General features: G+C 58.3%; 18 protein-coding genes. 10 read left to right on the top strand and 8 right to left on the bottom strand.

Annotated features, from left to right (window positions below; translation table 11 throughout):
* The first annotated feature begins 126 nt into the window (after positions 1-126).
* Positions 127-492 (top strand): histone-like nucleoid-structuring protein, MvaT/MvaU family, encoded by a 366-nt coding sequence (locus ABTV29_RS13610; RefSeq protein WP_008031084.1) that lies wholly within the window; start codon positions 127-129, stop codon positions 490-492.
* Positions 493-667: 175 nt separating this feature from the next.
* Here ABTV29_RS13610 and ABTV29_RS13605 read toward each other — a convergent pair whose 3' ends face one another.
* Complete coding sequence (locus tag ABTV29_RS13605) at positions 668-1,192, bottom strand: DUF4946 domain-containing protein (protein ID WP_433771867.1); 525 nt, start codon at positions 1,190-1,192, stop codon at positions 668-670.
* A gap of 145 nt (positions 1,193-1,337) precedes the next feature.
* Between ABTV29_RS13605 and gloA the strand changes: the two genes are divergently transcribed.
* Positions 1,338-1,859, top strand: coding sequence for a lactoylglutathione lyase (gene gloA, locus ABTV29_RS13600; RefSeq protein ID WP_433771007.1), 522 nt, complete (start codon positions 1,338-1,340; stop codon positions 1,857-1,859).
* Positions 1,860-2,059: 200 nt separating this feature from the next.
* Here the strand turns inward: gloA and ahpF are convergent, their stop codons facing one another.
* The 3 genes from ahpF to ABTV29_RS13585 form a co-directional block, all read right to left on the bottom strand.
* Positions 2,060-3,625, bottom strand: a complete 1,566-nt coding sequence (gene ahpF / locus ABTV29_RS13595) for an alkyl hydroperoxide reductase subunit F (protein WP_433771005.1) — start codon at positions 3,623-3,625, stop codon at positions 2,060-2,062.
* Positions 3,626-3,756: 131 nt separating this feature from the next.
* Positions 3,757-4,320, bottom strand: a complete 564-nt coding sequence (gene ahpC / locus ABTV29_RS13590; RefSeq protein WP_008155117.1) for an alkyl hydroperoxide reductase subunit C — start codon at positions 4,318-4,320, stop codon at positions 3,757-3,759.
* Between the two features lie 243 nt (positions 4,321-4,563).
* A complete protein-coding gene (locus ABTV29_RS13585; protein WP_433771002.1) occupies positions 4,564-5,496 on the bottom strand; it encodes a site-specific integrase in 933 nt (310 codons plus the stop codon).
* A gap of 178 nt (positions 5,497-5,674) precedes the next feature.
* Here ABTV29_RS13585 and ABTV29_RS13580 point away from each other — a divergent pair, with 178 nt between their 5' ends.
* On the top strand, positions 5,675-6,691 hold the full coding sequence (locus ABTV29_RS13580; protein ID WP_433771000.1) for a DNA-binding protein: 1,017 nt from the start codon (positions 5,675-5,677) through the stop codon (positions 6,689-6,691).
* Here the strand turns inward: ABTV29_RS13580 and gorA are convergent.
* Entirely contained in the window at positions 6,688-8,046 is a 1,359-nt protein-coding gene (gene gorA / locus ABTV29_RS13575; RefSeq protein ID WP_433770998.1) for a glutathione-disulfide reductase, read from the bottom strand. The two genes, ABTV29_RS13580 and gorA, sit on opposite strands and share 4 nt — an antisense overlap.
* A 132-nt stretch (positions 8,047-8,178) precedes the next feature.
* Positions 8,179-9,018, bottom strand: a complete 840-nt coding sequence (gene galU / locus ABTV29_RS13570) for a UTP--glucose-1-phosphate uridylyltransferase GalU (protein WP_011061681.1) — start codon at positions 9,016-9,018, stop codon at positions 8,179-8,181.
* Between the two features lie 281 nt (positions 9,019-9,299).
* Between galU and ABTV29_RS13565 the strand changes: the two genes are divergently transcribed.
* The gene (locus tag ABTV29_RS13565) at positions 9,300-9,488 is read left to right on the top strand and encodes a hypothetical protein (RefSeq protein ID WP_433770996.1); all 189 of its coding nucleotides are present in this window, start codon (positions 9,300-9,302) and stop codon (positions 9,486-9,488) included.
* Between the two features lie 134 nt (positions 9,489-9,622).
* Positions 9,623-9,904, top strand: coding sequence for a hypothetical protein (locus ABTV29_RS13560; protein WP_433770995.1), 282 nt, complete (start codon positions 9,623-9,625; stop codon positions 9,902-9,904).
* A 10-nt stretch (positions 9,905-9,914) separates the two neighbouring features.
* On the opposite strand, the gene ABTV29_RS13555 is transcribed toward ABTV29_RS13560, so the two are convergent.
* Complete coding sequence (locus tag ABTV29_RS13555) at positions 9,915-10,145, bottom strand: hypothetical protein (protein ID WP_433770993.1); 231 nt, start codon at positions 10,143-10,145, stop codon at positions 9,915-9,917.
* 74 nt (positions 10,146-10,219) lie between these two features.
* Positions 10,220-10,576, bottom strand: coding sequence for a hypothetical protein (locus tag ABTV29_RS13550; RefSeq protein ID WP_433770992.1), 357 nt, complete (start codon positions 10,574-10,576; stop codon positions 10,220-10,222).
* A 201-nt stretch (positions 10,577-10,777) separates the two neighbouring features.
* Between ABTV29_RS13550 and ABTV29_RS13545 the strand changes: the two genes are divergently transcribed.
* From ABTV29_RS13545 to ada, 5 genes are all read left to right on the top strand, one after another.
* The gene (locus ABTV29_RS13545; RefSeq protein ID WP_039768744.1) at positions 10,778-11,080 is read left to right on the top strand and encodes a DUF1883 domain-containing protein; all 303 of its coding nucleotides are present in this window, start codon (positions 10,778-10,780) and stop codon (positions 11,078-11,080) included.
* A gap of 48 nt (positions 11,081-11,128) precedes the next feature.
* A complete protein-coding gene (locus tag ABTV29_RS13540) occupies positions 11,129-11,299 on the top strand; it encodes a hypothetical protein (protein ID WP_204354383.1) in 171 nt (56 codons plus the stop codon).
* Between the two features lie 84 nt (positions 11,300-11,383).
* Positions 11,384-12,088: a 2OG-Fe(II) oxygenase gene (locus ABTV29_RS13535; RefSeq protein ID WP_433770990.1), complete on the top strand. Its 705-nt coding sequence runs from the start codon at positions 11,384-11,386 to the stop codon at positions 12,086-12,088.
* Between the two features lie 2 nt (positions 12,089-12,090).
* Entirely contained in the window at positions 12,091-12,759 is a 669-nt protein-coding gene (gene alkB, locus ABTV29_RS13530) for a DNA oxidative demethylase AlkB (protein WP_433771865.1), read from the top strand.
* A 72-nt stretch (positions 12,760-12,831) separates the two neighbouring features.
* Positions 12,832-13,899, top strand: a complete 1,068-nt coding sequence (ada, locus tag ABTV29_RS13525) for a bifunctional DNA-binding transcriptional regulator/O6-methylguanine-DNA methyltransferase Ada (RefSeq protein ID WP_433770988.1) — start codon at positions 12,832-12,834, stop codon at positions 13,897-13,899.
* The last annotated feature ends 64 nt before the right edge of the window (positions 13,900-13,963 follow it).

The following is a 13,963-nucleotide window of genomic DNA, read 5'->3' as shown; positions in this document are numbered from 1 at the left end:
TACAATTTTTCCATGCCTGCGGAAATTTGGCAGGTGAGCCACTTATCACCGAGTCGCTTCAAGGCTCTTGGCTTATAGCTTTGTTTGCGGTTGGTTTCAGCCAAACACACTATTGGAGTAAAGATATTGTCCAGACTCGCTGAATTTCGTGCAGCTGAAAAGGCCCTTCAAGAGCAGCTCAAGCAGCTTGAATCCTTGAAGAATGATGCCGGGCTCAAGAAAGAAATCGAATTCGAAGAAAAGCTCCAGGGGCTGATGAAAACCTACGGCAAGAGCCTGCGCGACATCATCGCCATTCTCGATCCGAACCCGGCAAAATCCGGTCTGCAACAGGCCGCAGCGCCTAAAACCCGTCGCGCTCGCGTGGTCAAGGTTTATCAGAACCCGCACACTGGGGAGCTGATTGAAACCAAGGGTGGCAACCATCGCGGCCTGAAAGCATGGAAGGAACAATACGGTGCCAGCACCGTCGATTCCTGGCTGCGCGGCTAAACCCTCGCGTTATAAAAAAGCCCTGCGAATGCAGGGCTTTTTCATGAATACCATACAAATGCAACGATATTGGTCGATCAACTCGCTACTTGCCGATTAACTTTGTGCTTAATCCATTTGGGCTATCTAAACACTTCCAGCTCCGGGCAAAGCCTGCAGCTACTTAAGTCTTCAATTAAAGTTTCAAAGCGTTACGAGCTGTTTCAATTTCATCCTGACTCGCCTTATAAGCCTCAGCCTGCCCCGCGTAGGAAAGAACGTAGGCTTTATCGGCATCCACCGCAGCCACCAAAGTTTGCGAAAGCACATGACGACCGTTTTGCGTGATGGTGCAAGTGGTTTCCAGTGCCGATAAACGGCTCAAGGTTGCTGAGTGGATACGATTGCACACGCTTTGATAGCCACCCTGGAAAAAGTCCTTTTGCACTGACTTGCGCATTTCCAGCAGCACGCCTTCAAGATTCACCTGGTGACCGCTTTGCACCTGGGTCATGGTCAACTCCATGACCATCACCGGCGTGCCACTTTGATCGTTCTTCACCGCGCGCTGGCGAGAAACGCCGGAGGTGGCATTGTCTTGCGCAATCTCTTCCACCTGCCAGCCGGCAGGCCAGGTCATGACCGGAGTCTCGGCGCAAGCGCTGGCCGCTGCGAACAGCGCGCCCATGAGGATGAGCACCGATGGAGCGAATCGAATCATTGCAATGAACACTCAACTATTGAACCCTGAAGTCTGAGCCCCGACCGACTGTCAGGCAATAGCCGACGGTTTGGGTTTGGTGATGTCCGAACCCTTGCGTATCATTGTCGCCATTCAATCGTCCCGCTTGTTTTCCGGAGGGCCCATGAGCCTGCACGAACTGAACACCTTCCCCGGCGTCACCGCACAACCTGATACCGCAACCCAGAAATTTGTCTTCAACCACACCATGCTGCGGGTCAAGGACATCACCAAATCCCTGGATTTCTACACGCGCATCCTCGGTTTTACCCTGGTGGAAAAACGCGACTTCCCGGAAGCCGAATTCAGCCTGTACTTCCTGGCACTGGTCGACAAGGCCCAGATCCCGGCCGACGCTGCCGCCCGTACCGAGTGGATGAAATCGATCCCGGGCATTCTCGAGCTGACCCACAACCACGGCACCGAGAACGACCCGGACTTCGCCTACCACAACGGCAACACCGACCCGCGCGGCTTCGGTCATATCTGCATCTCGGTGCCGGATGTCGTGGCTGCCTGCGAACGCTTTGAAGCGCTGGGCTGCGACTTCCAGAAACGCCTGAGCGACGGCCGCATGAAGAGCCTGGCCTTCATCAAGGACCCGGATGCCTACTGGGTCGAGATCATTCAGCCAGCGCCGCTATAAGCCTCACTGCAAATCCCTGTAGGAGCGAGCCTGCTCGCGATGGACCGGAGAGCGCCACTGAGTGCCAGGTGCCCAGCGTTATCGTTGACGACCATCGCGAGCAGGCTCGCTCCTACAAGGGGCAATCCATGATCTGGATTGTGCAAGACACAAAAAACCCCATGATCGCTCATGGGGTTTTGTGTTTTCAGGCCTGGTATTTATGCCGGGGCCGAGGTCCGGATCAGGTGATCGAACGCGCTCAGGGAAGCCTTGGCGCCCTCACCCACCGCGATCACGATCTGCTTGTAAGGCACGGTGGTCACGTCACCGGCAGCGAATACGCCCGGCAGCGAAGTCTCGCCACGGGCATCGACAATGATCTCGCCACGGGGCGACAACTCGACAGTGCCTTTGAGCCAATCAGTGTTGGGCAGCAAACCGATCTGCACGAAGATACCTTCGAGGTTGATCGTTTTGAACTCGCCTGAATCGCGATCCTTGTAGACCAGACCATTCACCTTCTCGCCATCACCCTTCACTTCGCTGGTCAGCGCGCTGGTGATGACATCGACGTTGGGCAGGCTGAACAGTTTGCGTTGCAGCACCGCATCGGCGCGCAGCTTGCTGTCGAACTCCAGCAACGTGACATGGCTGACAATGCCCGCCAGGTCGATCGCCGCTTCAACACCGGAGTTGCCGCCGCCGATGACCGCTACGCGCTTGCCCTTGAACAGTGGGCCGTCGCAGTGCGGGCAGAAACATACGCCCTTGGCCTTGTATTCCTGCTCGCCCGGCACGCCCATTTCACGCCAGCGGGCGCCGGTGGCGAGGATCAGCGCCTTGGTTTTCAGGCTGGCGCCGCTTTCGAAACGAACTTCGTGCAACTCGCCGGGATTCTTCGCCGGGATCAGCGAGGTGGCCCGCTGCAGATTCATGATGTCGACGTCGTACTGCTTGACGTGTTCTTCCAAAGCGCTGGCCAGTTTCGGTCCTTCGGTTTCCTGCACGGAGATGAAGTTTTCGATGGCCATGGTGTCGAGCACCTGCCCACCAAAACGTTCAGCCGCCACACCGGTGCGAATGCCTTTGCGTGCAGCGTAAATCGCCGCCGAAGCACCGGCCGGGCCACCGCCGACCACCAGCACGTCGAAAGCTTCCTTGGCGCTGATTTTCTCGGCCTGGCGCTCAGCGCCACTGGTGTCGATCTTGGCGAGGATTTCTTCCAGGCCCATGCGGCCCTGGCCGAACACTTCGCCGTTGAGGTAGATGCTGGGCACGGCCATGATCTTGCGTTCATCGACTTCGGCCTGGAACACCGCACCGTCGATGGCGACGTGGCGAATGTTCGGGTTGAGCACCGCCATCAGGTTCAGCGCCTGGACCACGTCCGGGCAGTTCTGGCAGGACAGCGAGAAGTAGGTCTCGAAGCTGAACTGGCCTTTGAGCGAGCGGATCTGTTCGATCACTTCCGCACTGGCTTTCGAAGGGTGGCCGCCGACTTGCAGCAGGGCCAACACCAACGAGGTGAATTCGTGACCCATCGGAATGCCGGCGAAACGCAGGCTGATGTCCTGACCGGGTCGGTTGATCGAGAACGATGGCTTGCGTGCGTCTTCACCGTTGTCGAGCAAAGTAATCTGGTTGGAAAGACTGGCAACGTCTTTCAACAGTTCGAGCATTTCCCGGGATTTCGCACCGTCGTCGAGAGAAGCAACGATCTCGATCGGTTGGGTGACCCGTTCCAGGTACGATTTCAACTGGGCTTTAAGATTGGCGTCCAACATACGGGCGATTTCCTTTATTGAATTTCTTGCATAAAAAAACGCCCGAGCGAATCTCGCCCGGGCGTTTTTATTGGGCGGTGCAGCTTACTTAAGTAGGTGCGGACTTGCGCCCAGTGGAGCGTGTCACGGACTTAGATCTTGCCGACCAGGTCCAGGGACGGAGCCAGAGTGGCCTCGCCTTCTTTCCACTTGGCTGGGCAAACCTGGCCTGGGTGGGCAGCGACGTACTGGGCAGCCTTGATTTTGCGCAGCAGCTCGGAAGCGTCACGGCCTACACCGCCGTCGTTCAGCTCAACGATTTTGATCTGGCCTTCAGGGTTGATCACGAAGGTGCCACGGTCAGCCAGGCCAGCTTCTTCGATCAGCACGTCGAAGTTGCGGGAAATGGCGTGGGTCGGGTCGCCGATCATGGTGTACTGGATTTTGCCGATGGCTGGCGAAGTGTTGTGCCAGGCAGCGTGGGCAAAATGGGTGTCGGTGGAAACGCTGTAAATCTCGACGCCCAGCTTCTGGAATGCGTCGTAGTTGTCAGCCAGGTCTTCCAGTTCGGTCGGGCAGACGAAGGTGAAGTCAGCTGGGTAGAAGAAAACCACAGACCACTTGCCTTTCAGGTCAGCGTCCGACACTTGTACGAAGTCGCCGTTTTTGTAGGCGGTAGCTTTGAACGGTTTAACTTGGCTGTTGATGATAGGCATCGTTGACTCTCCGTCAGGGGTTGTGAAGTTGATGGAGTGAACTCTACCCACTCGACGGACGGATGGCTCATTGGCAAACCTGATGCTGCTGATTGGGTTTCGCTATTAGCCAACAGTATTAATAGAAGAAAACGATCTCTACGTACTTTGCAGGAGCGAGCCTGCTCGCGATGGTCTTGAGGGTGCCGCGTACTTTCAGGACGCACGCGTCATCATTGACGACCATCGCGAGCAGGCTCGCTCCTACAGAGGTTTTTCCGGGATTTGGGTCATGCCCAGGAACGGACTGGCCTCGATGTAGCGCATGGCCGACTTCATATCCTTCCAGCCCACGTAGCTCATCAACGATTTCAAGTCCCAGCCACTCTGGTGCGCCCACGAGGCGAAACCACGGCGCAGGGAATGGCTGGTGTAGTGCTCGGCGGCAATCCCTGCGCGCTCGAGCGCCTGGCGCAACAACGGGATCACACTGTTGGCGTGCAAGCCCTCCTCGCCCACATGACCCCATCGATCGATGCCGCGAAAAACCGACCCTCGCACCAAGGCCGCTTCGCTGATCCAGGCGATGTAGGCCTGCACCGGGCATAGCCGCTGCAAGGCAGGTGTCTGGTACGTCTTGCCGAGGTTTTCACGATCACTCTTGCTGCGTGGCAGGTACAAGGTGATGCCAGAACCGGCAGTAGCCTGCACATGCTCGACCTGCAAACGGCACAGTTCGTCGCTTCGGAAACCACGCCAGAAGCCCAGCAGGATCAGCGCCGTATCTCGCTTCGCTCGCAGCAGCCCCGGGCGATCACCTTGCTCAATGGCGGTCTGTACCTCTTGTTCCAGCGAACCTATCACTTGCTCCAGATGCTGAAGCTGTAGCGGCTCGGCCTGTTTCTCCTGGGCCGGATGCAGTGCACGAATGCCCTTGAATACCTTGCGCACCACCGGTGCTTTCGTCGGGTCGGCGAAGCCCTGGCTGTTGTGCCACTGCGCCAGCGCCGACAATCGCAACTTCAAGGTATTGATCGACAGCACGCCGGCATGGGCAACCAGATAGCGCGCCACGCTGTCGCCAGTGGCCGGCAGGAAACCACCCCAGGTCACTTCGAAATGTTCGATGGCCGCCCGGTAGCTGCGACGGGTGTTGTCGCGCGTTGCGGCTTGCAGATAACGATCCAGCTCGGTCATGGGGTCAACTCTTGAATATGTACCGCTTAAACGGAGACAAAACCGGTTTCCGCTGTCTCACACGGGGTAATACCAGTATATCCCGTGTCAATTAATGGCTGTATTTATCTTTCAACGTTGAATGGTACAATGTGTATTTACGTAGTACGTACCACACGCAAAAGCAGTAGGAGAAATCATGGCCCGTGGCGGTGTAAATAAGGCAGTCGTTCAGGCTGCGCGTTTGGCGATCCTCGCCCGCGGTGAAAATCCCAGCATCGATGCCGTACGCATCGAAATGGGCAATACCGGATCGAAAACCACGATTCATCGATATCTGAAGGAACTGGGCGAAGACTTCAAACCGGCGGAGACAGAGCCGGCCGAACCCATCGATGCCGAGTTGCTGGCACTGGTTTCACGCCTGGCGCAACGCTTGAAAGAGCAAGCGCAAGAGCCTATCGATCAGGCCCGCGAACAATTCGAGCTGCAGCGCAAGGCCCTGGAAACGCAGCTTGAAGAAGCGCGGGAAGCCAACACCGAACTGCACCAGCAGTATGAGATCCAGAGCCTGGCGCTGACCCAGGAGTCCGAGGCGCTGCACGAAACCCGCGCCCTCCTCCAGGCCGAGCAAACGCGCAACGCCGGACTGACTCAGGCGCTGGCCGATTTCGATTTGCGCCTGCAGGACAAGGACGAGCAAATCCGCTCGCTGGAGGAGAAACACCTGCACGCCCGCGACGCCCTGGAGCATTACCGCAACGCTGTCAAAGAGCAGCGCGAACAGGAACACAGTCGTCATGAAAGCCAGGTGCAGCAGCTGCAGATGGAGTTGCGCCAGACACAGCAAAGCGCGCTGGTACGGCAAGACGAAATCACCCAGCTACACCGCGACAACGAACGCCTGCTGACTGAAAACCGTGGCACGCTTCGCGAATTGGGCCTGATGCAGGAACAGCTCAAGCAGAACAACACCCGTCAGGACCAGCTGCTTGAACAGGTCACGCGAGTCGATGGCGAACGCACCCTCCTCCAGGAACGCCTGCGCGTCGCCCTGCTGGAAAGTCAGTCACTGAAACAGAACGTCGATGAGCAGTCGCAGATCAACAAGTCATTGGAAAGCAAGCTGGCCAAGGCCCGGTCGGACCTTGAAGAAGAGAGCGTGCGCCTGGCGGCTGCCCTTGCGACAGCGCCAGACGCAACGAAGGACGCTTAACCGGCGACCGGCGTACGCATGGTGACAAACTCTTCGGCGGCCGTCGGGTGCACACCGATGGTCTCGTCGAAGTGGCGCTTGGTGGCGCCGGCCTTCAAGGCGATGGCCAGGCCCTGGACGATTTCACCGGCATCCGGTCCGACCATATGGCAACCCAGCACCTTGTCAGTCTTGGCGTCCACCACCAGCTTCATCAGCGTGCGCTCTTGGCATTCGGTCAGGGTCAGCTTCATCGGCCGGAAGCGGCTTTCGTAGATCACCACCTCATGCCCGGCATCGCGCGCCTCTTCTTCGGTCAGGCCGACGGTGCCGATGTTCGGCAAACTGAACACTGCCGTCGGAATCATCTTGTAATCCACCGGACGGTACTGCTCAGGCTTGAACAGACGCCGCGCCACCGCCATGCCTTCGGCCAGCGCCACCGGCGTCAGTTGAACGCGCCCGATCACATCACCCAGGGCCAGGATCGACGGCTCAGCGGTTTGATACTGCTCGTCGACCTCGATGAACCCTTTCTTGTCGAGCGTCACCCCGGTGTTTTCCAACCCGAGATTGTCCAGCATCGGACGCCGCCCCGTGGCGTAGAACACGCAATCGGCCTCCAGCTGGCGACCGTCCTTGAGGGTCACTTTCAGGCTGCCATCGGCCTGCTTGTCGATCCGCTCGATATCGGCATTGAATTGCAGGTCCATGCCGCGCTTGGTCAGCTCCTCCTGCAAATGCTTGCGCACCGAACCGTCGAAGCCCCTCAGGAACAACTCACCGCGATAGAGCAACGTAGTCTGCGCACCGAGGCCGTGGAAAATCCCGGCGAACTCGACGGCGATGTAGCCACCGCCCACTACCAACACCCGCTTGGGCAGCTCTTTGAGGAAGAACGCCTGGTTGGAGCTGATCGCGTGCTCATGACCCGGAATTTCCGGAATCTGCGGCCAGCCCCCGGTGGCGATAAGAATGTTTTTTGCGGTAAAGCGCTCGCCGTTGATCTCGACGGTATGTGGGTCGACGATCTTGGCGTGGCCTTCATGCAGGGTCACACCGCTGTTGACCAGCAGGTTGCGATAAATGCCATTCAGGCGATTGATCTCGCGGTCCTTGTTGGCGATCAGCGTCGCCCAATCGAACTGCGCTTCATCCAGGCTCCAGCCGAAACCCGATGCCTGCTCGAAGTCCTCGGCGAAGTGCGCGCCATACACCAACAGTTTCTTCGGCACACAGCCGACGTTCACGCAGGTGCCGCCCAAATAGCGACTCTCGGCCACGGCGACTTTCGCGCCGAACCCTGCGGCAAATCGAGCCGCCCGCACACCGCCGGAACCGGCGCCAATCACATATAGGTCAAAATCGTGGGCCATTTTCTATCTCCTCGGCAGGTGATCAGCATACCCGCAGCCATCGGCAGGGCAAGGGCTGCCAACAATATGGGCGCGGAAAAAGAAAAAGCCACCCGAAGGTGGCTTTCTCAGTACAAGCAGGTGGGCGCGCTATCAGTACGCCTTGCCAGTCTTGTAGAAGTTCTCGAAGCAGAAGTTGGTCGCGTCGATGTAGCCTTCGGCGCCGCCGCAGTCGAAACGCTTGCCCTTGAACTTGTAGGCCATTACGCAGCCGTTCTGGGCCTGTTTCATCAGGGCGTCGGTGATCTGGATTTCACCGCCCTTGCCTGGCTCGGTCTGTTCGATCAGGTCGAAGATGTCCGGGGTCAGGATGTAGCGACCGATGATGGCCAGGTTCGACGGCGCATCTTCAGGTTTTGGCTTTTCGACCATGCTGTGAACACGGTAGATGTCGTCGCGGATCATCTCGCCGGCGATCACGCCGTACTTGTTGGTCTCTTGTGGATCGACTTCCTGGATGGCCACGATCGAGCAGCGGAACTGCTTGTACAGCTTGACCATCTGGGTCAGTACGCCGTCGCCTTCGAGGTTGACGCACAGGTCGTCCGCCAGCACCACGGCGAACGGCTCGTCGCCGATCAGTGGACGGCCGGTCAGGATGGCGTGACCCAAGCCTTTCATTTCGGTCTGGCGAGTGTAGGAGAACGAGCACTCATCCAGCAGTTTGCGGATGCCGACCAGGTATTTTTCCTTGTCGGTGCCCTTGATCTGGTTTTCCAGCTCGTAGCTGATGTCGAAGTGGTCTTCCAGGGCGCGTTTACCACGACCGGTGACGATGGAGATTTCATTCAACCCGGCATCCAGTGCTTCTTCGACGCCGTACTGGATCAGTGGCTTGTTTACCACCGGCAGCATTTCCTTGGGCATGGCCTTAGTCGCTGGCAGGAAGCGAGTACCGTAACCGGCTGCTGGGAACAAGCATTTCTTGATCATATAAGTCCTTGAAAGGGCTGTGTGTACGAGTTCGGCGCAGTCTAATCAGGCGGCGTGCACCTTACAATGCCCCGCGCTGGCTAACCGATGCCATCATAGGAGAAATTTTCTTGCCGATAGTTCCGCAAGTAGCTCCGCAAGGGACTATTCGACCGCAGGCAACCTGTTAGTGATAGCAGAGACCGGCGTAATTGCACGCTTGTCAACTGAAACCACCCTGCTCCCGTCGTCAGCATTTGGCGCTATCATGGCGCGATTGAACCAGCCAACGAGGCAAGTAGATGTCGGTAGCAAAGATCGTCAACGGGTACCTGATCAACAAGACGAACGACGGCCAGTGGTCGATCGATAGTGCCGCTGGCGAGAAGATCGCCGGCCCCTTTCCAACCGAAGCCATGGCCATTGAAGTGGCGACAGTGCTGGAGCTTGAGCACCCCGAACCCAAGCGACGCGGTAAGGAAAAGAACTGATCGACAGCTACCGCGTCAAGCCCTGCCATTGCAGGGCTTTTTTGTGAACGCTCAAAGGAAGTGGCCTTTGGCTATAACCTTTTGCGTCCGGCGCTGTCACAGGCTATGCCCACCACTTTGACGACGACAACGACATGACCAAATTCTTGCCACTGATCGCGGTACTGGCCCTGAGTGGCTGCGCAACGTCCGAAACCACTTATCTGAACAATGGAGAACAGGGCCTGGCCATCGACTGTTCCGGGGAAGCCAACTCGTGGGCCAGCTGCTATGAAAAGGCGGACGCCTCCTGTGCCGGCACCGGCTATCGCATCGTCGGCACCGACGGCAGCCCGGCACCCGCTGAAAGCGACAAGACTTTGGGCGTTGATGTCGGCAACTACAAGAACCGCAGCGTGGTGGTGGTCTGCAAGTAAGCCAACTGCCCTATAGATGGATCTCGGCGAATTTGATCCCCAGACCGCGCAGCGTCTCGATCAGGTCATCGAGACGAGTGAAGGATTCGACTTCATCGCTGTCATCTACCAGGAAAAAACTGCGTCCGGCGCTTTTTTTGAAGAATACGATCCACTCTCCAAGGTTCGCCGGATTTTGAATGACGTGAGTGGCGCAGATAAGACCCTCTGCATGCCGCTCCCGTACCTGCTCGCGCTTCATGCCTGACTCCATAAAATGACAATGCCGTCAAAGCCTGGCTTTGACGGCATCGGTATTGAATTTTACGTAGTCTATCAGCCAGAAATGCACGCGTTCGCGGCATTTTGCACATCCTTGGGACGTACCGGCACATTGGACATGCTCTCGTGGAGCTTGATGCTGCTGCCACCGGAGCGCTCTTCGATATCGAATACCGCCGTCGGTCCCGATGACAGTTTTTGCGGCACGATCACCCGCACGCCGTCTTTATGTGGCTCGATTTGCAAGGCTCCGCGGCTGCTGGCGAGTTTTTCGCTCAGGCATTGCGCGTACTCATGGGGTTTCTTGCCGGAAATCACGTTCATGGTGGGCAGCGTCTGGTTGATCTCCGAAACACTTGCGCAACCACCCAATGCCAACGCCAATGGCAAGACCCACACACAGCACTTCATACCAAACCTCCGTTAAAGACCCTCGGACCGCACAGACACGGTTTTTCTCCGAGGCCAACCGCATTTATTACTCAGCCTACGCCCGAGAACGTCCTTAAATTGTCAAAGCGCCCCAAGACAGCAGGATATTTAGCTCTGCAGGCTGATAAACTGCGCCCATCGTTTTGATTTTGTAGAAAAAGCCCTTCCGGAGGCGCCCACATGAAATTTATTCACCAGCGCGAGCACCTCAACGAAGACGACATCGTCGTCATCCAATGCTCGCAAACCTGCAACATCCGCTTGATGAACGACGCCAACTTCCGCAGCTTCAAGAATGGTGGCCGCCACACCTATCACGGTGGCGCATTCGACACTTTCCCTGCCCGCATCACAGCACCGAGCACCGGCTTCTGGAACATCACCATCGATACTGTCAGCCGCCGGGCGATCAGCGTGACCCGCAAACCGACCCTGACCCACTCCATCAAGATCATCCGCCGCTCCAGCTCCAAGCTCAGCTGAGTAACGCTTTCCGCTCCTGAACAGAGCGCCAGACAGACAGGTATGACCGTGGCCCAGACAACCAAGTACGTAATCAAATACAAGCTCAACGGCGAGCGCCGCTTCGAATTCGCCCAGCTGGAGAACGGCACTGAAGAAGAAGCCAGGGCTGCGCTGGATGCCTTGCACGGCCAGGGCGAGGACGTTATCAGCGACATCAGCGTCAGCAAGGCGCTGTAATTCGGGATTCGACCGCAAGCGCCGGAGTGTCCGCACCGTCGACGCATCCCAGACTGGCCACCTCAAATCATGTGAGGCCCGGTAATGAGTGAGCAATACCTGAACAGGCTGAATTGGCCCTTGCTGGAACAGCAGCTCGATCAGGACGGCTGTGCGGTCATAACGTCGCTGTTGAGCCACAAGGCCTGTGATGACATCAGTGCCTTGTATGGCCAATCCGAGCCCTTTCGCACGCAAGTGATCATGGCCCGCCACGGTTTCGGCCGTGGCGAGTACAAGTACTTTCGCTACCCCTTGCCCGATCTGGTGGCTCACCTGCGTAGCGCGCTCTATCCGCGACTGATGCCGATTGCCAACCGCTGGCATGAACAGATGGGCTTGCCGCAGCGCTTTCCCGAAAGCCACGACGCCTTCCTCGAACGCTGCCATGCCGCCGGTCAGCAACGTCCTACACCGTTATTGCTGCAATATGGGCCGCAGGACTACAACTGCCTGCATCAGGACCTGTACGGCGAGCACGTTTTCCCACTGCAAGTGGCGATCCTGCTGTCAGAACCGGGCGAAGATTTTACCGGCGGCGAGTTCGTCCTGATTGAACAGCGACCGCGCATGCAGTCACGCCCGCAGGTCATCGGCCTGAAGAAAGGTGACGGACTGATCTTTGCGGTCAACCAGCGCCCGGTCAAAGGCTCGCGCGGCTATTACCGGGTTACCCTGCGCCATGGCGTCAGTCGCCTGCACAGCGGAAAACGGCATACCCTGGGCATTATCTTTCACGATGCGTCATGACCATGAACCCGACGACCCTTGACCTGTTTGCCGATACCGAGCTGGAGCAACAGCCGCGGCGCGAGCAGATTGGCGAACAATCCTTCGTCTTGAGAGGCTTTGCCCTGCCCTGGCTGGACCGCTTACTGCCCGCACTGGAAGCGGTGCTGGCAGCTGCGCCCTTTCGGCAAATGATCACCCCGGGAGGATTCACCATGTCAGTTGCCTTGAGCAGCTGCGGGACCTGGGGCTGGACCACCGATCGCAGTGGCTATCGTTACACCCGCGAAGATCCGCAAACGGGTCAGCCCTGGCCTTCAATGCCCGAGGTCTTTTTCGAGTTGGCGCAGGCGGCCGCACGGGACGCCGGATTTGACGGATTCGTGCCGGATTCCTGCCTGATCAACCGCTATGTCCCTGGGGCAAAAATGTCATTGCACCAGGACAAGGACGAAAAATCCTACGACGCACCGATCGTTTCGGTATCGCTGGGATTGCCGGCCATGTTCCTGTTCGGAGGGTTCGTGCGCAGTGACAAATCCCAACGGGTGCCCCTGTTGCATGGCGACATCGTGGTTTGGGGCGGCGTGGATCGCCTGCGCTATCACGGCGTCCTGCCGATCAAGGACGGCCAGCACTCGATCCTGGGCGAGCAGCGGATTAACTTCACGTTTCGACGCGCTGGAATTTGACCGCAAGCACCGGAGTGCCAGGGTACTGGCAGGTGATTAATCTGCGGGAAACGGGTCAACGGATACAAAGCCATGACAAGCCAAACAACAAAAGTCAGCACTGAAAACGATCCACGCTGGGCCGCCGTAGTCGCCCGCGATCCACAGGCGGACGGGCAGTTTGTTTATGCGGTGAAAACCACCGGGATCTACTGCAATCCCAGTAGCCTGGCGCGTTTGCCGAAGCCGCAGAATGTCGAGTTCTTCGAAACCGCGGAGCAGGCTCAGGCGGCGGGTTATCGCCCGAGCAAGCGTGCGGCGAAGGATCAGAGTGGCCTGGCGGCCCGACATGCCGCGACGGTGGCTGCCGCGTGCCGCCAGATCGAGACGGCCGAGGAGCTCCCGCCGCTGGACGAACTGGCCCGGGTCGCAGGATTGAGCAGCTTTCATTTCCATCGCGTGTTCAAGGCCGTGACCGGCCTGACGCCCCGGGGCTATGCCGCCGCCCATCGTTCGCGCCGGGTACGGGAACGGCTGACGGATGGCACTTCGATCACCGACGCCCTGTACGACGCCGGCTTCAACTCCAACAGCCGCTTTTATGAGGCGGCGGATCAGGTGCTGGGCATGAAACCCACCGATTACCGCGCTGCCGGGCAGAACAATGACATTCGATTTGCCGTGGGCCAATGCTCCCTCGGGGCGATTCTTGTGGCGCAGAGCGAGCGCGGAGTTTGCGCGATCCTGCTGGGCGATGATCCGCAGCAACTGGTCTGTGACCTGCAGGACAAGTTCCGTCGGGCCAATCTGATCGGTGCCGACCAGGCCTTCGAACAGCTGATTGCCAGGGTCGTGGGTTTTATCGAAGCGCCGGCCCTGGGCCTGGATCTACCATTGGATGTGCGCGGCACGGCGTTTCAGGAGCGGGTATGGCAGGCCTTGCGCGAGATCCCCGTGGGCAGCACCGCAAGCTACGCCGATATCGCCCAGCGAATCGGCGCCCCGAAAGCCGTTCGTGCTGTGGCACAGGCCTGCGGCGCGAACAGCCTGGCGGTAGCGATCCCCTGCCATCGCGTGGTGCGCAGCGATGGCAATCTGTCGGGGTATCGTTGGGGGGTGGAGCGCAAACGACAGTTGCTCGACCGGGAAAGCACCACCTGACACCTGTAGGAGCGAGCCTGCTCGCGATGGACTCAAGAACACTGCGGGGTGTCAGCCACCCAGC

It is taken from the genome of Pseudomonas putida, assembly GCF_050989985.1.
Lineage (GTDB): Bacteria > Pseudomonadota > Gammaproteobacteria > Pseudomonadales > Pseudomonadaceae > Aquipseudomonas > Aquipseudomonas putida_AI.
The sequence above is the reverse complement of the archived record's forward strand: the minus strand, read 5'-3'. Positions and strand labels throughout refer to the sequence as shown.